The following is a 22822-nucleotide window of genomic DNA, read 5'->3' as shown; positions in this document are numbered from 1 at the left end:
GCGCTACGTCTTAACTAGCTGATATAGAAAACGCCGATAAATTCACACTTCCCGAATCCAGAAAATATAATCAGTTACGGGCGCGTCTGCGATTAAAGGACGTATCAGCTGCACGACCTGCCCGCGGTGATAAGCCGCGTGATGACTTGTATGGGTCAAAATGTCAAACACGGTGCTTTCGTAAGGCTCACCTTTAGACGTACTGTAGGAAATCAATCTCAGTAAGTCCGTTTCGGAAAGAGTCGTTACGTAACTCACCAATTGCCGGTGCTGCCGTTCGGCAATTTCGCTCATCCAACTGACCGGCGTATCTTCCCAGATAGCTACAAACGCCGGATCGTTCATGATACGTCCGAGCCAGACGTGTTGCGCCGACAGAATATGCCCCATAACCGCAATGGCTCGGGCGGGCGGATTCGTGATGGTTTCGAGTGCGCTGATCACACGCTGGTTGGCCCAGAGTTCGTAATTCAGTAGTTGAATCAGATGATCTCTCATTGAATTCCGCGTTTCGTTGCCTGATAAAGCGCTTCTACGATATTGGTTCGGGTATTTAACGTAATGACTTTGTTGTTGTTACGTGTCGGATAAACCCGGTTCGATAGAAATACGTAGGTTAAATTATAGGCCGGGTCTGGTTCAACCCAGACGAACGTACCCGTGAAACCAGAGTGCCCATAACTGGCTTTCGTTGCTGACCGGGGACCATTTCCTGAATACGTAAATGACGGTTTGTCGAATCCCAGCCCCCGTCGGTTGCCCAATTCAGGGAACTGATAACGGGTAAATTCAGCGATGGTTTTCTGGGAAATAAATCGCTGGCCGCCATAACTACCCTGTTGTCGATACATCTCATACAATTTCATCAAATCGTTGGCTGTGCCAAACAGGCCGGCATGGCCTGACAAACCATTGAGCATGGCCGCACCTTCGTCATGTACGCGCCCCCAGATGAGCGTTTTACGGAATAACGAGTCATATTCCGTTGGAACAATGCGATTTAGCGAATAAAACCGACGTGGCTGGAACGTGAGCGTTGTAGCGCCCAGCGGACGATAAAAGCTGCTTTTGACGTATTCTTCAAAATCAGTACCCGTGATACGTTTCACAATCTGCGGATACAAAATGAACGACAGATCGGAATAAACGTACTCTTTTTTGGCATTCAGCGGAGAGTCTCTGATCTGCTCGAAAATGGTTTTCGGATACCGCCGAAACTCGTACAAACTGTCGGTTATTTCAATCGGGTATCGTCCGCTACGTTCTTTTTGAAACGTCTTGGATTTAAAAGTGCCGTCCGGATTTTTGGTATCCATCCAGAACGGTATCCAGGCTTTCAGGCGGGCCTGGTGCGTCAATACGTCTCGCCAGACCAGATCGGCTTTGTTCGATTTTTTGAAATCGGGCAGGTAGTCAGCCATTTTTCCGTTCAGGTTGAATTTGCCTTCATCGACCAGTTTCATCAGCGACGGCGTCGATGTACTAACTTTGGTAACCGACGCCATGTCAAATAAATCGTCGAGTTGCGTGGGCTGGGGTTCAGCTCCGAGTGAAGCATCGTAGGTATGGTTTCCGTAAGCCTTGCGGAAAATGACTTTACCATCTTTGGCCATTTGTACTACGCAACCCGGAAACGCATGTTCGGTAAGGCCGACGTTTACCAGCGAATCGACCTGCTGAGTCAGGTAACGGCTGTCGATACCCACTTCTTCGGGGATAGTGTATTTAAGACGGCCAAGCGACGAAACGGGCAAACCATCGCCCGCCCGGAATCGCTGGTTGACGGTAACCGGTAATTTACCCGATGCGCCAATCGCTCCGAAAATCAACTGCGCTGATAGTTCTTCGGTGTAATTGGTTAATTGATAGGGCATTACGATGGCTCGTGCATCCTCAATGTTACGACTGGTTTTGGCCGTATCCATCGGGAATGTCAGCTTATCGAGCACGTAGACGTTCCCGAATACCGTCACCACAGCTTTGCCGGTTGAAACCATTTCGCTAACCAGAGCCGCCGTTTTGGTTTGCATCCCGTATTTGGCCGCCGGACGAATGTTATTCAAATGAACATCGACCAGAATCAGGTTGTAATTTTTGAGCGAATCACGTAGCGCCCCCAACGTTGAATCGGGCGTTTTTGACGTTACGTTGAAATGGTCGACTTGGGTATAATTCCCGGCCATTTGCTGAAAGGCGGTGATCTTATCGCTTTCGATGGCTACCGAGGCAATACGTAACGTATCGAGCCGCTGCAAAGGCAGGATATTTTTATCGTTTTTCAGAACAGTCAGGCTGGATTCGGTCAGTTTCCGATTCAACAAATCGTCCTGCACGGAGTTGAGGTCATTAACCAGATTTTCCATCACGATGGGTTTGTACTGGTCGAGACCCGCCCAGGCTTTGGCACGTAGCACTTTCAGGCAACGGGCATCTAGCGAAGCCTGCGTGATACGTCCAGAAACCACGGCCCCTTTGATCTGAGCCAGTGCAGCCGGTACGTCCTCCGTGAATTCCAGTACGTCCATGCCCGCTTCCATACCCAGCTCATCGGCCTGCCCCGATGGGAAATATTTGGTTACGCCCTTCATATTCATGGCGTCAGAAAATACCAGCCCTTGAAAACCTAACTCATTCTTAAGCAGATTGGTAACGATGGCGGGCGATAGCGTAGATGGGCGATTACGTGTTGTGTCCAGCGAAGGAATACTCAGGTGAGCGACCATCACGCCCGAAGCCCCCGCATCAATTAACTGCTTAAACGGATACAGCTCCAGCGAATCGAGTTGGGCACGGCTTTTGGCAATCAGCGGCAAGTCGTAGTGCGAGTCGGTGCCTGTGTCGCCGTGGCCGGGGAAGTGTTTGATACTGGTTAACAGTCGGTTGTCTTGCATCCCCCGCATGTAGGCGAGGGCTTTTCGCGCTACGTCATACTTGTTTTCGCCGAACGAACGGAAGTTGATAACTGGATTATTCGGATTATTATTGACGTCAACTGATGGCGCGAAATTGATATGCATTCCCAACCGACGTGCCTGACGTGCCAGATTCGCGCCCATTCGGTAAATCAAACTGTCGTTCCCCTGAATGGCCCCTAACGTCATCTGGTAGGGATAACGTACCGTGCTGTCTAGCCGCATAGCTATTCCCCATTCGGCATCCATCGCAATGAGCAAGGGAACGCGCGCAATGGCCTGTAATCGATTGGTAAGCAGCGCCTGACGTACCGGCCCGCCCTGAAACATGACCACGCCACCCAGTTTATAAGTCTGTACCAGACGTATCAACGAATCTTCGTAATTAGGTTTGCGGTTGGAGTATCCGGCGACCATGATTAATTGGGCAATCCGGTCTTCGGGACTCATGTTGGTAAATACCGAATCGACCCAACACGCCTGACGCTCATTGAGTTGTAAAAACGAGGGTGATTTAGTTTGCGCGAATGAAGTGAACGACAGCAGCAAGTAGCAGAAGCCGAAGAAAAAAGACCGGCAATGGGGCATAAGTAGGCAGAATTGTATATTGGTCTCCCAAAAATACAAAACTATTCTACAGCACACATGAAAAAGCCATTGTAAGGTTCTAGGCCATCCAGAAGCTCGTCACGTTCACTACGTTACGACGTAATGAGTTGTTTTCGATACTGAGCGGGCGATTGACCCATTTCCCGGCGGAAGAGTTTCATAAAGTACGTCAGGTTGTTAAAACCGCATTCCGTGCTGATGTCGTCCAGACAGCGGTTGGTAGTACGTAGCAGTTTTGACGCCTGAGCGATACGTTGCTGATTAATGTAATCGACTGGCGTTAAGCCGAACGTCTGCTTAAACGTCCGGTAAAAATTGGGTTCACTCATGCACGCCTGATCGGCCAGTTCCTTAATCTGCAAATTCCGGTGCAGGAATTTATTGATATACTGCGCTACGTGTGCCAGCCGATTGACACTCACCAGCGACGTAGCGGGGCTAAGCAGCAGCGCCCGTGCCTGAGTCTGCATGAGCCTGACAACCAGTTCCTGCAGCACCAGATTGGCGAATACATCCTTGGCCTTATTGTTCTCCGTGAAGATGTAAATCAGGCGGGCAATGAGCTGATGAATAGGTTCGTCGTTCGTCAGAAAGAAGTTTTGCTGACCAAACTGCCATCCCTGAGGAGTATCTATCAATGGCGTCTGGTCATTAAGCAAATCGGTAACCTGACGAACTTTATCGGGAGCAATCGCCAGCGCCAGACATTGTGTCGGATTCTGCAATTGCGCTTCCGGAAAATCAATACACATGGTTTCATCGCCCGGCACAATGACCGACTCACCAGGCAGAAAATCGAACGAAGGCGTATTGGGTAAATGCATCACTTTTTTACCACGTATCATGCTGGCCAGCACCGGGCTATTGAACGTAAGTTCAACCTTCTCCGCTACGTGTTGCGTTTCATAAATATTCAGTTCAGCCGTGTCGATGGTATAGGCTGTCCGGTTTTCTACCTCCTGCTCCAGCTGTCGCGACTGCAAATGGCGAGAAACATCAAAGGAAGGAGTCTGTCCGCTTTTCATATGAAAAAATGGGGAGGAATTGCCTGGTAAATAAGCATTTGGCTAGCTAAATGTACGTATTAATCGGCAATTAAAAATTGATATAATACTATTTATAACCTCTTTGACAACGAATCGTTTGGTTTGTTACGTGCCTAACTCAGGTTAAAAAATCGTAAATGTCGAATGCTGAAAGTTCCATTTTAAGAAACTGGTTAAGCCAGACAACCACTCGTCGCATAGCGACCTAATGTTTGTAGCAATCGAAATGCCCCCGTCTAACTTCGTCGCGTAGCGACCTAACAGATCGTTTAAATGTTAGGTCGCTACGCGACGAAGTTCACTGTGAAAGATTTTGTGACTATAAACCTTTGGTCGCTATGCGACGAGTAGCTGTCTGACTTAACCAATTTTGATAGAATCGTTCAGTTGAATGATACGATCGCTCAACTTCCCATTGACTAATTCCGGCAAACTTTGTGACAAATCCAATTTAAACTTTTTCGGTATTAGATATGGAAGTCCTAGAAGCTCCTAGCAAAATTCTGCCTCGCCCAGAGTTTAAAACGCAGTATGAAAATTACATTGGTGGTAAGTGGGTTGCACCGGTTAATGGCGAATATTTCAACAATACGTCGCCGGTTGATGATAGTTTGATTGCGCGTGTACCCCGTTCGAATGCTGCCGATATTGAACTGGCCATCGATGCGGCTCACAAGGCATTTACCAGCTGGTCGCGTACGTCGGCTACCGAACGTAGCAATATGCTCATCCGTATTGCCGACCGCATCGAACAGAATTTAGAATTTCTGGCGCGGGTCGAAACGGTTGAAAATGGGAAAGCCGTTCGCGAAACGATGGCTGCTGATTTACCGCTGGTCGTTGATCACTTCCGGTACTTCGCGGGCGTCATCCGGGCCGAAGAAGGCTCGATTGCCGAATTGGATAACGACACGGTTTCTATGATTATCAAAGAGCCTATCGGTGTTGTCGGACAGATTATTCCCTGGAATTTTCCCCTGCTGATGGCGACCTGGAAACTGGCTCCGGCACTGGCAGCAGGCTGCTGCGTCGTGATGAAACCCGCCGAACAAACGCCAACGTCAATTCTGGTGTTGATGGAAATTCTGGAAGGTTTGATTCCGCCGGGCGTCGTAAATATTGTCAATGGATTTGGTCCTGAAGCCGGTAAACCCCTGGCGCAGTCGAAGCGAATTGCGAAAGTGGCTTTTACGGGCGAAACCACCACCGGCCGACTTATTATGCAGTATGCGTCGGAAAATCTGATTCCCGTGACGATGGAACTGGGCGGCAAATCGCCCAATATTTTCTTGGAGTCGATTGCAGATGCCGACGACGAATTTTTTGATAAATGCGTAGAAGGGGCCGTGATGTTTGCCTTAAATCAGGGCGAAATCTGTACCTGCCCATCGCGTTTGCTGATTCACGAACGGGCTTATGATCGGTTCATTGAGCGCGTTATCGAACGTACCAAGGCCATTAAAATGGGCCATCCGCTCGATCCTGATACCATGATGGGTGCGCAGGCCAGCAACGACCAGTACGAGAAAATCCTGTCGTACATCGACATCGGCAAACAGGAAGGAGCTGAAGTACTGACGGGTGGCGGCCCGGCTGGACTGGTTGGTGATGGACTTGATTCGGGCTATTACATCCAGCCAACCATTTTTAAAGGCAACAACAAAATGCGAATTTTTCAGGAGGAAATCTTCGGGCCAGTCGTGTCGGTTGCTACGTTCAAAGATCAGAATGAAGCGATTTCGATGGCGAACGATACGTTATACGGACTTGGCGCTGGTGTCTGGACTCGCGATGCGCATGAGTTGTACCAGGTTCCACGTCAGATTCAGGCGGGTCGCGTTTGGGTGAACTGCTACCACAACTACCCGGCGCATGCACCGTTTGGAGGCTATAAAAAATCAGGATTTGGCCGTGAGAATCACCACATGATGCTGAACCACTATCGGCAGAGCAAAAACCTGCTGATTTCGTACAGCAAGAACAAATTAGGTTTCTTTTAATAACTAGACAGCGAAGGTGAAGGGAGGAGGTAATCGTCAAAAGTTACCTTCCTCCCTTATTTGTTTTACTCATTAACCCGCTGATTATGACTACTGAAACCATTTCCCGAATCGACGTAACACCCGCGGCAAAGGAAGTTGTCGAGAAACTACGTACCGAACACGGGCCGCTTATGTTTCACCAGAGTGGCGGCTGCTGCGATGGTTCGTCGCCCATGTGTTACGCCCAAGGCGACTTCATCATTGGCTCGTCGGATGTGTGGCTGGGGCAGATTGACAACTGTGATTTCTGGATGTCGAGTGACCAGTTTGAGTACTGGAAGCACACACATTTGACCATTGACGTAACGCCCGGACGCGGAGCCAGTTTTTCGCTCGAAATTCCGCTCGGCGTGCGTTTCCTGATACGTTCCCGCTTATTTACTGAGGAAGAATCGGCTCATCTGACGCCGATACGTATCGGGAATGAGTAAGAAGGCCCCGACAGCCTCTGGCTGTCGGAGTCGCGTCAGCGACTAACCACCTACCATCCGGTAACTCCGACAGCCAGAGGCTGTCGGAGCCTTTTTACTCAATAACGTAGCGCCCAGTAAGGATTACGGTGGGCGGTCATGCTTTCGGCAATGTGCTGTTTAATCAGCGTATCGTAGGCCGCATCATTGATTTTCTTGCCCTTCATTTTGGGGAGTTTAAGCTCCTCGGGCGTTACTTTTTTGAGCGTTACCTTGGTCGCTTCGATCACTACGTCGTCGTTGAGGCTAAGTTCCAGAATTACACCGGGTAAGCCATTATACCGCTCCGGTCCGGCTGAAACGGGAATGTCCTGGGCAAACCAGGCCGTAATTTTTTGCTTTTTGATCGGATCTTCAGTTTCGGCCTTCATGCAGACGTAACCAGCAACGTCTTTAATCTGATTGCCGATTTTCCAGGTTGGGGTACGTAGCGAATCCTCAACAACATACGTCTTTCCCAACATTTCTATAAGGTCCATTTTCTGGTCTTTTGCAAAATTTCGATAGAGAACCAGTTCCGAATTGCGCCAGGAATACCGACCATCTTCGGTTTCGCCCTGACCAGCGTAGGTATAGATGCTCTCATTCTCTGTAAACGTTAACGTCATCTTCTCTTTAGACTCATCATCGTTCTTCCATGTCTGAGCGGCCCGGTCCTTTTGCTCCTGGCTCAGAAAGGTCAATCGGGTAATCAGTTTAGTCCAATACGTTTTGCGTTCGTACGTAATGACGCCCTCGGTATTTTGAGCCCACGAAGTTGCGCTCAGCAAAAGAAATAATCCAATCAGGTAAGGTTTCATGTGTTTTTGTTTCAGATTTTAGGTTGACTGACGCATGAACATTGCGCACACATCAGCCACCCTGATACAATTAATATCCTCCATCCCGGCGCATTTTGGCCTGCACCCCGCGCATATTGTACGTGAAACTAAGCATAAAATACCGGGCCAGCGTCTGAACTCGCTCTTCCTGCACGTAGTTCTGTCCGGCGTACTGCGATACGTTCAAATTGCGATTCAGCATATCGACGCCTGATAGTCGAATTTCGGCTTTTTTCGCTTTACCCACAATCCGATATACGGAAGCGTTCCAGATTGGAATGCGCTGGTCGAACCCGAAGCGATCATTTTTATAAATGCGGTAATTCAGCGTCGTATTAGCGTAAATACCGCCCGGTAATTTGAGCGTTAAATCTCCATTGTAGGTATTGTTCACAATGGATTGATTCTGACCTGAGTTGATCGAATAACGCGTGTTCGTCCGACCAACGTTGGCGTTTCCGTAAAAGGTAAGCCAATCAGTGGGAGTCAGTTCGAGACGGGCGCCGAATGTGTAGTTCTCGTTATTGGTCTCGTTCCGAATGCCGTTAATATTGGTTGGGTTATTCCCAAAATTCAGCTGCGTATTCAGGTTCAGGGTCGCTTTCGTTTTCTTCAGCGGAAATCCAAAGCTCATGTATGAACCGAGGTTTTTGCCACCCTGTAAATTTTCAGGTCTTGTGGTGGTGATTAACGTCTGAGGATCAACAAACTGGCTGTATACAATCTGGTTGACGTAGTACGTACCGTAGAGATTTACGAACAGGTTTGTGAAACTAGCGGGGTTGAAATAACTGAAACCACCGTTTACGTTGTGTCCGAGTTGTGGCAGCAAAGTCGGATTCCCTTCGTTGATAAACAGCGGGTTAGTATTGTTGATAAGCGGCTGCAAGTCGCGGGAAGACGGAATCCGCACGTTGACGTCATAACCACCGTAGAGGTAGCGGTTATTTTTCATGTCGTAATTGAGCGATACGTTCGGAATCAACGTAGTAAACGTCCGGTTGATCGTATTGAACGTGCGCGAGGTCTGGTCGGGCGCGTATTGACCATCGAGCGTAAACTGCTGACCCGCTGCCCCCGCCGATATATTTAATCCTTTATACGAATAGCGGACACTGCTACCCAGCCGGTTGAAGGTGTAATTGTTTTTGTAATAGCGGCTCAGCGAATCGTTACGGGTACCACCACCGACTTCGCCCACGTTCAGTACGTTCCGATCAACTTCATCGTAACGCAGGCTGAAATTGTAGAAGCTTTCCCAGAAGAATTTCTTCGCAAAGGGCTCGATGTAGAGTAAACTAGCCCGGTATTCGTTACGTAGGCTGTTGGTATTCTGGTCCTGACGAATGATACGTAACTGATCGTTGATGTTCGTAGCCTGAAAGAACTCGTTACGTGCCCGAAGTGCCAAATCGCCGTCGTTGGTGTTAATCTGATACGTAGCGCTGGCGGCAAATGAGCGCCCTTTTTTCTTGAATTTCAGGCGGTAAATAAGCGAATTGGCCGAGCCGAACTGATTTGCGTTGCTAAGGTTGTTGGTCGTATTACGTGTAGAAAGGGTTTCTGTTAACGAGGCAATGCGAAAAAGATCCTGGCGAGTGCCAACATTAGAGTTTCCCATGCCAAGCCGGCTGTTGTTCAGGAAAACCAGCGTATTGAGCGAATCAAGCTGCTTTTCAAACCGAATGCTGACGCGGTGATTGCCGTTAAAATTGATCTGATTACTATTTTCTTCCGTGCGGAACGAGCCTGATTCTAAGAAGTTTTTCCGGTTACGTAGCGAGTTAAGTTCGAGCCGGGTCTGGTTATAGTAGTAGCTGGTACTGAGTTTGGTTTTCTTGGTATCGTAGTTGTAGTTGGCACCACCCGCTGCGTTGTTCGAAAAGCCTCGGCCACTACCGCCATTTACCGGAATTCCCAGCGTTTCTTCATCATCTCCAAACGAAATAAAGCGGTTCCCGCTACTGAACCCAAAATCGGCATTATCATTCCAGTTGAATGAGTTACTCCCTCTAAAGTCCTGATAATCATTCCAGGAAATGCCCTGCTGATTGGTGTTATTGCCTAAGCCGACCAGCGAGAACTGTTGTTTCGAATTGAATTTGTTGTAATTTCCCTTCACTTCAGCCCGTGGAGCAATGTCATTAGAAGCTGGGCCGACACCAGCGGTTATTTTCCCAAAACCACCTTTTTTGAATTCTTCTTTTAACTCCAGGTTAACGGTTTTCTCTTTCTTGCCATCTTCAACACCCGTAAGTTTAGCCTGTTCTGTTTTATCATTGTAAACCTGAACTTTTGTAATGGCATCGGCCTGTAAATTTTTAGTAGCCAGCTTTGGGTCATTGCCAAAAAAACTCTTACCATCAACCGTAACCTTTTTCACTTCCTGGCCCTGCGCCCGGATATTCCCGTCCTGATCAACCTGCACGCCTGGCAGCTTGCGTAGTAAGTCTTCAACCGTTGAACCCGGCGGTACTTTAAACGACGCAGCATTGTACTCAATCGTATCGCCTTTGATGGTCAGTGGTGCGCGCGCCGTTTTCACGACTACCTCGAACAGCTCCTTCGTGATTGGCTTCATTTTCAAATCTCCCAGATCGATAACAGGGTTACTTTCTGTTTTAATCGTCTGGTTAAACGGAATATAGCCGACGAAAGAGATTTTCAACAGATAGGTTCCTGGTCGGAGGTTCTTAAAAGAGAAAGCGCCTTTGTCGGTGGCACGGGTGAAATTGACCATTGACGAATCTTTCGGGCTCAAAAGCATGACCGTCGAGGACGGGAGTGGTGCCGCCGACGAATCGACAGCGCGACCCTGAAGCGTAAAACGGGTGGGACTGCCCGGATTTTGGGCATAGAGCATGGCCGACAGCAGACACAGCAAGGTCAGCAGGAAAAGGTTTTTCATGGGAAGCGTTTAAGAAAAAGAGCGATTGTGCAAAGCTATGTGAATGGCTCACAAACTATATATCTCGTTAACGATTTTTAACTAAATTTATAGTAGTTAATTTCGTAAGCGGTCTACTGCCTTCACAATGAGTCATTTTTGCAAACAAATGTTGCATGACTCATATTATAAGAGAAGAAAATAATGGAAATTCCATAATATGGAGAAGATAATTTTTAACTAAAGGCTTCGACAGACTCCGCCTGTCGGTTGTAGCTGCTAGTTTAGTCGCTCTGCGACTCCAAGAGCCAGAGCCTGTCGGGGCCTATAATTCCAATACTTCCCGAATCGCTTTGGCTTTCAGCAGGCATTCGTCCCATTCTTGTGCGGGGTCGGAGTCATACGTAATGGCGCTGCCGACGGAGAAAGATAAGTACTGATTCTGAGCATTATAGAGCAGCGTTCGGATAACGACGCTAAAATCGAAATCGCCAGCGGGCGTAACGTAACCAATGGTTCCTGAGTAAACACCTCTTCGGCTAACTTCGAGTTCATCAATCAGTTGCATGGCCCGAATTTTAGGAGCACCAGTCATGCTACCCATCGGAAACGCGTAACGTAGCGCATCTGTCCAGGAGATTTCGGGACGTAACATAGCCGAAACCGTCGAAATCATTTGGTACACCTGCCGGAAACCGTAAATTCCAAACAGTTCATCAACTCGTACCGAGCCTGTTTGGGCAGAACGGGCCAGATCGTTACGTACCAGATCGACAATCATCAGATTTTCAGCCCGTTCTTTTTCGGAATGGAGAAGTTGGCTACGAAGCAGTAGGTCATCTTCGGGCGTTTGCCCACGCCGGATGGTGCCTTTGATGGGTTGAGAGAGAATGGTTTGGCCTTCTTTTTTCAGGAATCGTTCGGGCGAGGCACCCATAACATATTGATTGCCAATTTTTAGAAAGTTTGAAAAAGGCATTGGCGAACGTTCATTGAGCGCCCGATACGTTGCCAATGGATTGAACGAACTGGTTTCGTTACGTTCAGGTTGGGCAAAAAATTCGATACAGTAATTCAGCTCATACACATCGCCTGCGCGAATATGTTGCTGAATTTTTCGGACGGTAGCCTGATATTCTTCGGGCGTTACGCGGCATTGGACGTAGCAAGGAGCAGAGGGCGGCAACGTCGATGCTACGTGGTTGGCAATGTGATGCAGCAGTTCGGTCGGGTCGCCATCGCCCTGGATGAGGATGCTACGTTCTTCAAGATCAATAACCCATTCTGGCTCAACAAAATAGATTTCCGGGAAACCCGTTCGGTTAGGGTTGCGGCTGCTGAGCGGTTCCAACTGATTTTTTAAGTCGTAACCCAGATAGCCGACCAGATAGGAGGGGCGTTTGAGGTGAGCTTGGTACAGCTCAGTTAGCGAATCCGGTCCGGTAAACGAAACAACCCGTTTCGCACCGATAAATAATCGATTGGGAAACGGGTTGTTTGGGTAAGAAAGACCATTATTGTTGAGCAGTGCCACAAAACCGGTGGCCTGCGGTTGATACGCTATGGCCCAGTCGAGTGCCTGCCAGCGCCAGCTCAGCGGATTATTGACAGCAACGCGAACGCTACGTATCATGCGCCGTGAAGCAGTCGTACATCAACGGCAATATCCTTGCCTTCGGCGTTCTGACCGATGGAAAACTCAACCGTATCATCGACCTGTAAATCGTTAAAGTCCGTGTCGATGAGGCTCGTATAATGAAAAAACAAGTTGTTTGGCGGAAAATTCACAAATCCATAACCCGTTTTTAAGCTACGTATCGTACTGGTTTTACGCCCTTCTGCACCTTCAACATCGGCAACGTTATAATTGGGCTCATCGGCCGGATAATCGCCATAATTATCGCCATACCCATTCATATAATTGCCGCCATTTCCAGTTCCGTAACTACTACCATTGGTGGCCGAGAAAGTGCGGGTTGGCTGGGGTTTAACAAACAAATTTTGAATAATCACATCGTTACGTCGGCTGCGATCATCGATAATACCGTGCATACCAACTGGATACGAGACTTCTTCAAGCAAATCCTGTGAGGTGCGCGTTACCTGTTTTTCACCCTGCTCGTTCAGGAATTCGAAATCCCAGCTCAGCACCATGATGCGAGACCCTAACGTATTGAGCTTACGAATCAGCGGTACGTAGTCGCCATCGGACGTAATAAGCACCACTACGTCGAATTTTTTGTATTGAGCCAGTTCGAAGGCTTCCAGCGCCAGCCAGACGTCGATGCCTTTTTCCTGCCTATATCCCTGATACGTTTTAACCGGCAAATAGTGCGTCACTACGCCCTCCGACATCAGAATATCGTCGAAAAGCCGGTCGTAAAATAATTGATTACCACGTTGATTCGCTTCATGGGCGTTGAGTCGTCCCCGGAAATAATGGGCATCTACAATCTGGCACAATCGCTCGTTAACACCTTCTTCTTCAGCTACCTGACGCCGGATAAAAGCGTGTAAACCGGAAATGCTAATGCGGCTGCGCCGTTCGTGAGAATAGTTGTAGTAGTTACTTACGTGTAGAAAATAATTACCGTCATAGAATACCCCAATTCGGGTTAGTCTGGATTCTGCTGGCATTTTTACTTAAAATATAAAAGTGTATGAGAATGTGTTTACGATTTCTTTTAGTACGGATTAGGTTGATAGAGGCTGGTGACTTTTAAAAATTCAGCGTACAAGTTTTCGGTGCTACGTATAAAAGTTACTACAATAATTACTAAGGAAGGTATAAGGCAAACAGATAAGAGAACGGTATGAATAGCTAGGCTGCAAACATAGTACATTTTCGCGGGAAACACACGGGAATACTATCTTTGTCGGCTCATTACTGCCTATTATGCAAAAAATCCTATTCATTGATCGCGACGGCACTCTTATCGTTGAACCTCAGCCCGACCAGCAGGTCGATTCGTTAGCCAAACTCGATTACATTCCCAATGTTATTTCGGCGTTACGTAAAATCGCTGAAGAAACCGATTTCGCCCTGGCGATGGTAACAAATCAGGATGGCTTGGGAACCGATTCGTTTCCAGAAGATACATTCTGGCCCGCCCACAATAAGATGATGTCTACCTTTGCAGGCGAGAATATTCATTTCGAAGCGGTACACATTGACCGGCATTTCCCGCGTGACAATGCCCCGACTCGCAAACCGGGTATTGGTATGTTGACGGAATATTTTAACGGAAACTACGATCTGCCAAACAGCTACGTTATCGGTGACCGCCTGACTGACGTACAACTAGCCATCAATCTCGGCGCAAAAGCAATACTTTTCCTACCCCCAAACGGCCTGGCAACGGTGCAAACGGCCGATATCGGCGGTATGACCGAAGAGCTACGTAGCGCCATCGCGTTTACCACCGACGACTGGAACAAGATTTACGAATTTCTGCGCCTGCCCGCCCGAACAGCTACGGTAGAACGTAACACCAGAGAAACCCAGATTCGGGTCGATTTAAACCTCGACGGTCAAGGAAAGGCTGATATGCACACGGGACTCGGTTTCTTCGACCACATGCTCGACCAGCTTGCTAAACATTCGGGAGCTGATCTGTCGATTCGGGTCAACGGCGATTTGCATATTGATGAGCATCACACAATTGAAGATACGGCGCTGGCCCTTGGCGAAGCGTATCGACGGGCCCTCGGCGATAAACGCGGCATCAGTCGATACGGTTTTTTGCTACCTATGGACGAAGCTTTGGCACAGGTCGGTATTGATTTTTCGGGACGCCCGTGGCTAGTGTGGGAGGCTGAATTCAAGCGTGAGAAAATCGGGGATATGCCAACCGAGATGTTCTTCCATTTCTTCAAATCGTTTTCTGATACGGCGCTCTGTAACCTGAATATCAAGGTTGAAGGCGACAACGAGCATCATAAAATTGAAGCCATTTTTAAAGCATTTGCCAAATCCATAAAAATGGCCGTTCAACGTAACGTAAAAGAACTGGACAACTTGCCGAGTACAAAAGGAGTGTTGTAGGTTTATAGGCGCTAGTTGTCAGTCAATAGTTAACAGACCATAATAAACTGACAAACTATCGACTAACGACTGATGACTATCGACTTTTCTCCTTATTTTTGCCCCTGAATTCAACTGAATACTGACATGGATTTATCGACTCCGTTAACCATTCTCTTCTACGTTGTTCTGCTGGTCGCTTCGTTCATTACGGGCCGTTGGCTGGAACGTAACGATCGGAAGTACTAATTTAGTGGGTACGTATCAGGGAGAACAACCTTCCTGATACGTATCACAACGACCGAACGCATATGCTCAGCGCCATTCTCCGCTGGTTATTTCACATTGCCGGGTGGCGATTGGTCAATCCCGTTCCTCAGGTGCCCAAAGCGATTTGGGTAGTTGCTCCTCATACCACTAACTGGGATTTTTTAGTAGGGCTAGGTACCCGGGCGGCTACAAGAGTCTGGATTCAATACCTCGCCAAAAGTTCGTTGTTCAACTGGTACGCTGGCTGGTTTTTCCGGGCTACCGGCGGAAAGCCTGTCTATCGCGACAAGTCGCACAATCTGGTCGATGCCATTGTGAGCATCTTTAACCAGAACGAGTATCTTCATATTTGCATCGCACCCGAAGGCACGCGTAGCAACGTAACCAAACTCAAAACGGGTTTTTATTACATCGCCCTTAAGGCCAACGTACCATTAATCCTGACTGGCTTCGACTGGCCGCGCAAACAGGTTATTTTCAGCGAACCGCTATACGTAACAGGTGATTACCAGCGAGATATGCTGATTATTTACGAATTCTTCTCGCAGATACACGGTATCAAGAAAGATTGGCTCAAACGTTGGGAAGAAACCGGCATTATTGAATAAGCTTGCTACGTTGGTGCAGTTCTATGCCGTGTCTGCCAGGTTAAGCGCTTCTATGTGTGCTTTCAGAAGATGCATAGTCGACTTCCAGTAAAATTCCAGATGTTTACGTATGACCTCCGTTGGGAAACCTTCGATGTGGAGTATCAGCAAGGTTTGTTTGCCAATCGGCGTTAGACTGAACTTTAAAAGTGAATAATTTTCGGGCGAATCCGGAAGTCGGGAAACTGAACTTAGTTGAGTGTAACGTAGCATATTCTCTTTATCAAATTGAAGTACAATACCCTTATTTTCAAAGTTTTCGTGATGAAACCCGCGAATGATAATGGGTGTATTGATATCCCAACTGGTTACTACGTCGATGTTCATTTCCGGCTCGCCCATCCATTGCACCATTCGTTCAGGGTTCGTTAGCGCAGTCCATATTTCTGCAGTACTTGCATTTATTTGAATGGCCGTTGAAAATGCATCAGACATAAACGGGCTATTTTAAATTTAACGGGAGTTAATTGGCCAGTTGTAATTTGCCCCCATTAGTATAGATCACTTTTCCCTTCAGTTCCATGTTTTTGGCCTGGACGGTCACGGCATCAATCGTTACGTTGTGACCCGGTTGAATCAGTACATTCTCGCTGCTAATGGGTACGCGTCCGCAGGCCCAGGTGGTTGGGTCGTTCCAGTTGCCCGATTTTGCGCTGGTCATTACGTCAGTACCACAAGCCATTTCGTTGATGTATTTCATGGCTTGCGACAGCAACCGAATGTAAGCACCCTGCGAGTAGATAGCTGGTTCGTTGAGTTGCCACGAATTTTCGGGGTAACTCGTGTTCCAGGCTTTATAAGACTTCTGAATGGGTTGATTCTGAGGAGGGGAGATCACAATTCCCGCGTCATTGGTGTAGGTTGGATTGGCACCGCCCATCAGGTAACCCGGTGGCGGATTCGTATCAAAAACTGTACCGTCGGCGAACCAGGAATGATACATGGTTGGCGCCGTAAACTCTCCGCCATGCTCTTCCATGTTCGTTATGTAGGCATAAGACGTAGGATTTACGCCGTGGAGATAATGAACAAACCCCATCGCTGCATCGCGGTAATTCGTTTTGTTGGTAGTGTCCTGCGCATAAACATTCATGGCAAAAAACATATTGCCCTGATGCGCTTTAGTTTCATTACTGCCCCAGGTATAATTATCGTTTTTCAGGAACGCCCGATACGCATCCGATTGATTCAGATAGGAGGGGAGATTGTCGGAATTGCCAGTTTTCAAACTGCTCGTATAGGTCGACAGAATATTGTTTTTGACTGACGCAGTAGCCCCTGGAGCCTTGGTATAATACAGCAGCGCATCCTGATACGTTGCTTCGAAGGGATAGGCAAAGCCCCACTGAATCAGGTGTACTTGATTATAATTAGCGTCGAAAAACGTTCGGTACGTAGCGTTTCCCGTCAATACGTATAAAAATGCGGCCGCAGCTACGCGTCGCGAAAGCCGGTCACTTTCAGAACCCGTTGCCGCTACACTCTGAAACCCTGTGTTGTTAAATAATACCGATGGATTACTGTTTGCCCAGTTATACGCGTTGATGGCTGCCGTTTGCAACGTATTACCGAAAGACTGCATAGCAGGATTACTCAGCGATTTGAACTGAATCGCAGCCAGCGCAAATACGGCGGCCCCAGTAGCTGTGGCGTCGGTGCTGGCCGCTCCATATCGGCGAAAATTCGTATCAGCACTTGGTGGCGACGTAGCACTGAAGTCCGTTACCGATACCTTGTGCAGCAACGAGCCATTGGCCTGTTGCATCCGAAGCAGCCAGTCGAGTTCCCATTTCACCTCGTCCAGCAAATCAGGAACGCCGTTTCCTGACTCAGGAATGTTAAAATCGTCAGTCCAGGCCGTTGGGTTTTCCTGGTAAGCCAGCAGCATGTCGACTAGCGGCCCGTACGTAAAAGGCACATATTTGTTATAGTCGCCCGCATCGAACCAGCCACCCCGGAGGTCTTTCGACGTAGCAGCTGACGTATTAGTTACTAATCGACAGTCGGTATCCTGTTGCGCCCCAAGAAACGCTGCACCATCCGTCCAGGGGCTTTCGGCGTAGGGCGATTGCTTGGCAAAACCGCTACGTTGGTAGAAGAAAACCCGGCTTGCCTGTTTGAGTACGTCCTTATAAACTGTATTACTGATCTCGAACGGGTACGATTTTTTGTCTTTTCCTACGTCATACACGTAGTACGTACCGGGCGTCTGCACCGACGAGAAATCGAACCACCACACTTTATCGCCCGATTGCGCGTGCGTAGCTCCGCCGTTCCAGGCAACCGGTGCGCCTTGCAAAACGACGGCATCATTGGTCGCATTTCGGAGTTGATACGTAGTGGATGGCGTAAACGTATCACTCGCATTATAACCCGTTTGCGGACTACTGATTACCGCAATTTTTTTCGCTAATGGCAAATAGCCAAACTGGTCAATTTTCAGGTGATTACCGAATCCGGATGCGACGGGGGCTGCTGGTAACTGCTGCGTTTTAAAGAAATTCCAGATGCTCTGCGCTGCGTTGAACGTCGAAGGCCAGTTGTGCGTCGCATCTTTCGTCATGATAAGCACCGCTTTTTTGCCTGATCCACAAAAGGTTAACGAATCTGTATTCGGATTAAGGGCTGTTGTTGTATATGAACTCCAATTGTTGCAACCTAAGCCAGCGTAAGTCGAAAGAGGCCATACATAAGCAGGCGTTTTTGGATAAGGCTGGATAGGGGGCGTAACGGTGGGATCGCCTGCACTGTGAATGTGCATCACTGGGATGGGTGTGTAGTTGCCTGCCGTGAAATAATTGCTTTGGTACGTATTGTTACCCCACAAACTGGCCGCTACTGGCGCAATGGCGGCAATTTTATTGGCCAGCGCCATGCTCAGAAAATAGCACATAAACCCTCCTCCCGAATGCCCGGTGGCATACACGCGGCTGCGGTTGATCTGGTACGTCTGCGCGAAATAATCGATTAAATCAGATGTAAATAATACGTCGTCTGGGGCATTAGGGTCAGCCGGATTAGGCCCATTTGCGTCACCCGCCGAACCGAATCCCGGCGACGTATCGGCGTATTTATTGAACTGAATACCTCCGCCAACTGTCACGGCATTGGGATAGACGACGATGAAGTTCTGCGTATTTGCTACGTTATCCAGACCCGCGTATCCCTGCAACCCAGCGCCTGTTCCGCCATCGCCATGAAATGCAATTACAAGCGGTAGGTTAGCCACCGGAGACGTAGCGGGCAGATGGTAGGAGAATGTGCGCGTCCGCCCGCCCGACGTAATACTACCCGTGCCATTGACGGGGTTCTGCGATTGGCTTTTATGCGCAAGGCAAAAGCTCAGAAGAACGAAAAGAATACAAGTGCTTTTCATAACTGCTACGTGTTTTAAATATCTTAGCTTCGGTAGCTAAAATGCCTGATAAGGTAGCAAATAAGCAGAAAAGTAAAATTGCTTTATTGGTTTTCTGCGTAAACGGTCATCTAATTGTTGAGCCGAAATCATCTATAAATAAAATTGCCCCGACCAATGCTGGCCGGGGCAATTTTATTTACTACGTAGTACGTCAATAGTTTACATTCCTTGATTCGTGAACTGAATCTTATCGACAGCGAACAAAGCTTTTTGGCCAGCATTGGGATTGACAAAAACAAGATAGAGTTTTTGCATACCCTGAACCGGTTGCCGAATCGGAATATTCACAGCCCCCATAGTACCCTGTTTTACTTCTGCTTCGCCAATTAGCGGGCCGGTTGGCGAGTTGATACGTGCTTCTAGCTTGCCGCCAGCCGTTTGCGAAGTTGAGGCAAATACGGTTGGTGAAATCTGCTCGATACCAGTCATGTCGATATCTTTGAATGCAATATAACTCCCTGATTTCGTACCAATTGTTGCTGGACCTACTTTAGGAATATCGTACTGGAAAATGTCCTGTTTCATGTCGGCCGAAACTGCTTTTATCGAGGGCGAACGTAGTGCCAGTGACGTAGAACCCGTTAGCGGTCCAATGACGCCATTGCCTTTATCGGTATACGTTGCGGTCAGAATGTAAGAACCGTCTTTTTTCTGTTGCTCCGGTACGTAATCACCGGCTATTGGCTTCCGATTGGCAGCTTTATTGTCGGCCAGCGACAGAATATAATTGACCATATCGGCTACTTCGCTTTCTTTCAATTGCGGGTGGGCGCTCATGGCCTGCTCACCCCAGACACCGCCACCGCCCGTAATGATTTTACGGATCAGTTTGCTCTCAGAACCAGTGCCTTTGTACTTTTTCGCTACGTCCATGTAAGCTGGCCCAATCGATTTCTGATCGATGGTGTGGCAGGCTTTACAGTCGCTTAGGTCAATCAGGCGTTTGCCGGTCGAGGAACCCGTATTGGCCTGGTGCCCCTGCGCCAGCATCGTTTTGTCGAAACCTTCGAGGTAGTCGATGGTCATCGTTACGTCGTCGGGGCTGATGCCTTTCTGCAACGTACCGTCTTCTTTGTCCATCACCTTCACCGAATATTTGACGGGCTTGTTCGGGAAATAAAATGTCTTGTTACCAGCGACGCTTACTTCCACTTTAGGCTCGTCGTTACCGACTTTGATGTCCATCGTTTTTGTTGCTACGTTCCCGGCGGCATCAGTCACTTTCAACGTAGCAGGATATACGCCGGGTTTGCTGAACGTAACGGTCGGCGAAGCCGTGGTTTGTTTTGGCATGGCTTTCCCGAACGACCATTCATATTTCAGGGCGTCACCGTCGTAATCAACCGATTCTTTTCCGTCGAATTTCACCGTCAGCGGGGCAGCTCCTACCATTTTGTTGGCGCTGGCAACGGCCACTGGTTTGCGGTTCCCGGCGTTATACGTAATACGCGACAGGCGAGCATCGGCGTTGGCACCGAACCACTTCTGACCATATTCGAGTGTATAAAGCGAACCGTCATTGGCGAACTGCATGTCGATCACGTGCGAGAATTTCGTGCTCGGCATAAAGGTTTCCATTTTCACGAAATCGCCGTTTTCTTTCATCGTAACCGGGTGAATCCAGTCGCGAATCCAGTCGTAAGCGAAGAATTTGCCGTCGTAATGGCGTGGGAATTTAACAGAGGATTCTGCATAATCGTCGTAGTAATAAACCGGGCCGCCCATAGCGTTACGTCCGCCTTTGCCCACGATTTCGCCAAACTCCGGCGAATCAGCATAGGGGTAATAAATGTAAGCTTTCTGGGCAGGAGGCAATTCACGCAAACCTGTGTTGTTCGGCGAATCGTTGATAGGCTTCATCGGGTCGAAGAGAGCCCCTGTGGTGCTGTCGGCAAAGGTACGCGTGTGATAAGGCCGATTGTCAGCTACAAATAACGGCCAGCCATAGTAGCCCGCCTGCCGAGCCTGGTTAATCTCATCGTGACCACGTGGGCCGTATTTTTCGCTGTTTTCGCCAGCATCTGGACCCACTTCGCCCCAGTATAGAAAACCGGTACGTTGGTCGATCGAAATACGGTATGGATTCCGGTTGCCCATTACGTAGATTTCAGGACGCGCTTTGGGATTGCCTTTCGGAAAGAGATTTCCTTCGGGAATTGAATACGTACCGTCGGCTTCGGGGTGAATCCGAATAATTTTTCCGCGCAGGTCATTGGTATTGCTGGACGTCAAACGAGCGTCCCAGCCGCTACGTCCGGGGCGCTCGTCGATGGGAGCGTAACCGTTGGAATTGAACGGGTTCGTGTCATCACCGGTCGAAAGGTAGAGATTACCTTTTTTATCCCACGCGATTGAACCGCCCGTGTGGCAGCAGCCATCCCGTTTCACCGGAATGGTCAGCAACACTTTTTCGGTACTCAGCAGAACGGTGTCTTTTACGTCGTCATACACAAAGCGCGACAGGTGTTGTGCCGTATCAGCTACGGTTTTACCCGTTACCGGCGAATAGTAAGCGTAAATCCACTTGTTTTGCTTGAAGTTCGGGTCGATGTTCAGTCCCATCAGGCCATACTCGAACTTGGTGAAAACCGGGAAGTTAGCGACCGTTTTTACTGTTTTTTTTTTCGGGTCATATACCCGAAGCTCGCCTTTTCGCTGAGCATACAGTACTTTACCGTTGTCGAGCACGGCCAGTTCAGTTGGCTCGTCCATACCCGCAATCAGAACGTTCTGCTCAAAGCGGTTTTCTTCGGGATACGGCTTGGTTGTCGCCTGACCGAATTTCAGGCTGGTCGCCATCACCGATTTGATACCACCCAGAATGTGCTGTAAGAACATAGCATCGGTGTACGACTCGTCGGTATGGCCGCCACCCGTGTAAAACGCTTTGCCGCCATCCACTTCATGATGCCAGATAAACGGGTGATTATCACCATTTTTGCCACCTTCGTACGTTTTTTCATCCAGCTTACCCAGCACTTTCAGGTCAGTCTGAATGCTTTTGTAGTTGTACCACTCGTCCCAACGCTTCCAGCGATCAGGAAGCATTTTGGTCGAAGGATGGCTCTTGTCGACAATTTCGATTTCGGCATTCTGCTGCTTGGGGTGACTCAGGAAATACGCGCCCACCAGTTTGTTATACCACGGCCAATCGTATTCAGTATCAGCAGCCGCGTGAATACCGACGTAGCCACCGCCCGCCTGAATATATCGCTCAAAAGCAGCCTGTTGCGCATCATCTAATACGTTGCCAGTGGTGCTGAGCCAGATCACCGCGCCGTATTGCTTGAGGTTGGCTTCGGTGAACTTGCTCGCGTCCTCGGTTGTGTCAACGGCGAAACCGTTTTCTTTACCGAGTTTCATAAGGGCCATTTTCCCCGCCGGAATCGACGAATGCCGGAACCCTTTGGTTTTCGAGAAAACCAACACCCGGTTCAGGGCAAGAGGAGCAGCCGCCGACGACGAAGCCGCTGTCGTACGTTTGGCCATTGTCTGGGCCAGCGCTGTTTCCGAAGTACCAGCTGTAGCCATTGCCAGTGCGCCCGTCAGCATCAACACGCGCGAGGGGAGCCGTAGGTTTTTCATAAAGATTAGTAAGTTATACAGATTGGTTGGACGTATCGACGCGAAAAAAAGGTTAAGTTATTCGGCGATACAATTGACTTTTTGTAAGAAA

Annotated in this window: 14 protein-coding genes; 4 read left to right on the top strand and 10 right to left on the bottom strand. The window is 48.6% G+C overall.

Annotation, left to right across the window (positions count from 1 at the left end; translation table 11 throughout):
- Positions 1-42: 42 nt before the first annotated feature.
- The 3 genes from ACYVF1_RS17915 to ACYVF1_RS17905 all read right to left on the bottom strand — a co-directional run bounded on the left by ACYVF1_RS17915 (position 43) and on the right by ACYVF1_RS17905 (position 4546).
- Entirely contained in the window at positions 43-498 is a 456-nt protein-coding gene (locus ACYVF1_RS17915) for a DinB family protein (protein ID WP_461081285.1), read from the bottom strand.
- Positions 495-3500 carry a glycoside hydrolase family 3 N-terminal domain-containing protein gene (locus tag ACYVF1_RS17910; protein WP_461081283.1) on the bottom strand — a complete coding sequence of 1002 codons (3006 nt, stop codon included), beginning with the start codon at positions 3498-3500 and terminating at the stop codon, positions 495-497. Before ACYVF1_RS17910 ends, ACYVF1_RS17915 begins: the two co-directional genes overlap by 4 nt.
- 113 nt (positions 3501-3613) lie before the next feature.
- Positions 3614-4546 (bottom strand): AraC family transcriptional regulator, encoded by a 933-nt coding sequence (locus tag ACYVF1_RS17905; protein WP_461081282.1) that lies wholly within the window; start codon positions 4544-4546, stop codon positions 3614-3616.
- A gap of 494 nt (positions 4547-5040) precedes the next feature.
- Between ACYVF1_RS17905 and ACYVF1_RS17900 the strand changes: the two genes are divergently transcribed.
- Together ACYVF1_RS17900 and ACYVF1_RS17895 are read left to right on the top strand one after the other, a co-directional pair.
- Positions 5041-6567, top strand: a complete 1527-nt coding sequence (locus ACYVF1_RS17900) for an aldehyde dehydrogenase family protein (RefSeq protein ID WP_461081280.1) — start codon at positions 5041-5043, stop codon at positions 6565-6567.
- Positions 6568-6653: 86 nt separating this feature from the next.
- Positions 6654-7040 carry a DUF779 domain-containing protein gene (locus ACYVF1_RS17895; protein ID WP_461081278.1) on the top strand — a complete coding sequence of 129 codons (387 nt, stop codon included), beginning with the start codon at positions 6654-6656 and terminating at the stop codon, positions 7038-7040.
- A 98-nt stretch (positions 7041-7138) separates the two neighbouring features.
- Here ACYVF1_RS17895 and ACYVF1_RS17890 read toward each other — a convergent pair whose 3' ends face one another.
- The 4 genes from ACYVF1_RS17890 to ACYVF1_RS17875 form a co-directional block, all read right to left on the bottom strand.
- Entirely contained in the window at positions 7139-7879 is a 741-nt protein-coding gene (locus ACYVF1_RS17890; RefSeq protein ID WP_461081276.1) for a GLPGLI family protein, read from the bottom strand.
- 70 nt (positions 7880-7949) lie between these two features.
- A complete protein-coding gene (locus tag ACYVF1_RS17885) occupies positions 7950-10808 on the bottom strand; it encodes a TonB-dependent receptor domain-containing protein (RefSeq protein ID WP_461081275.1) in 2859 nt (952 codons plus the stop codon).
- A 304-nt stretch (positions 10809-11112) separates the two neighbouring features.
- Entirely contained in the window at positions 11113-12417 is a 1305-nt protein-coding gene (gene pabB / locus ACYVF1_RS17880; protein WP_461082294.1) for an aminodeoxychorismate synthase component I, read from the bottom strand.
- Positions 12417-13424 carry an NYN domain-containing protein gene (locus ACYVF1_RS17875; RefSeq protein ID WP_461081273.1) on the bottom strand — a complete coding sequence of 336 codons (1008 nt, stop codon included), beginning with the start codon at positions 13422-13424 and terminating at the stop codon, positions 12417-12419. Before ACYVF1_RS17875 ends, pabB begins: the two co-directional genes overlap by 1 nt.
- A 259-nt stretch (positions 13425-13683) precedes the next feature.
- On the opposite strand from ACYVF1_RS17875, the gene hisB reads away from it, so the two are divergent.
- Together hisB and ACYVF1_RS17865 are read left to right on the top strand one after the other, a co-directional pair.
- Positions 13684-14832: a bifunctional histidinol-phosphatase/imidazoleglycerol-phosphate dehydratase HisB gene (gene hisB, locus ACYVF1_RS17870; RefSeq protein WP_461081271.1), complete on the top strand. Its 1149-nt coding sequence runs from the start codon at positions 13684-13686 to the stop codon at positions 14830-14832.
- Between the two features lie 290 nt (positions 14833-15122).
- Positions 15123-15689 (top strand): 1-acyl-sn-glycerol-3-phosphate acyltransferase, encoded by a 567-nt coding sequence (locus ACYVF1_RS17865; RefSeq protein ID WP_461081269.1) that lies wholly within the window; start codon positions 15123-15125, stop codon positions 15687-15689.
- 21 nt (positions 15690-15710) lie between these two features.
- Here ACYVF1_RS17865 and ACYVF1_RS17860 read toward each other — a convergent pair whose 3' ends face one another.
- The 3 genes from ACYVF1_RS17860 to ACYVF1_RS17850 all read right to left on the bottom strand — a co-directional run bounded on the left by ACYVF1_RS17860 (position 15711) and on the right by ACYVF1_RS17850 (position 22731).
- On the bottom strand, positions 15711-16163 hold the full coding sequence (locus ACYVF1_RS17860) for an SRPBCC family protein (RefSeq protein WP_461081267.1): 453 nt from the start codon (positions 16161-16163) through the stop codon (positions 15711-15713).
- A gap of 28 nt (positions 16164-16191) precedes the next feature.
- Positions 16192-19104: a glycoside hydrolase family 9 protein gene (locus ACYVF1_RS17855; RefSeq protein ID WP_461081265.1), complete on the bottom strand. Its 2913-nt coding sequence runs from the start codon at positions 19102-19104 to the stop codon at positions 16192-16194.
- Positions 19105-19305: 201 nt separating this feature from the next.
- On the bottom strand, positions 19306-22731 hold the full coding sequence (locus ACYVF1_RS17850) for a ThuA domain-containing protein (RefSeq protein ID WP_461081263.1): 3426 nt from the start codon (positions 22729-22731) through the stop codon (positions 19306-19308).
- Positions 22732-22822 lie beyond the last annotated feature (91 nt).

This window comes from Spirosoma flavus (assembly GCF_054778555.1).
The sequence above is the reverse complement of the archived record's forward strand: the minus strand, read 5'-3'. Positions and strand labels throughout refer to the sequence as shown.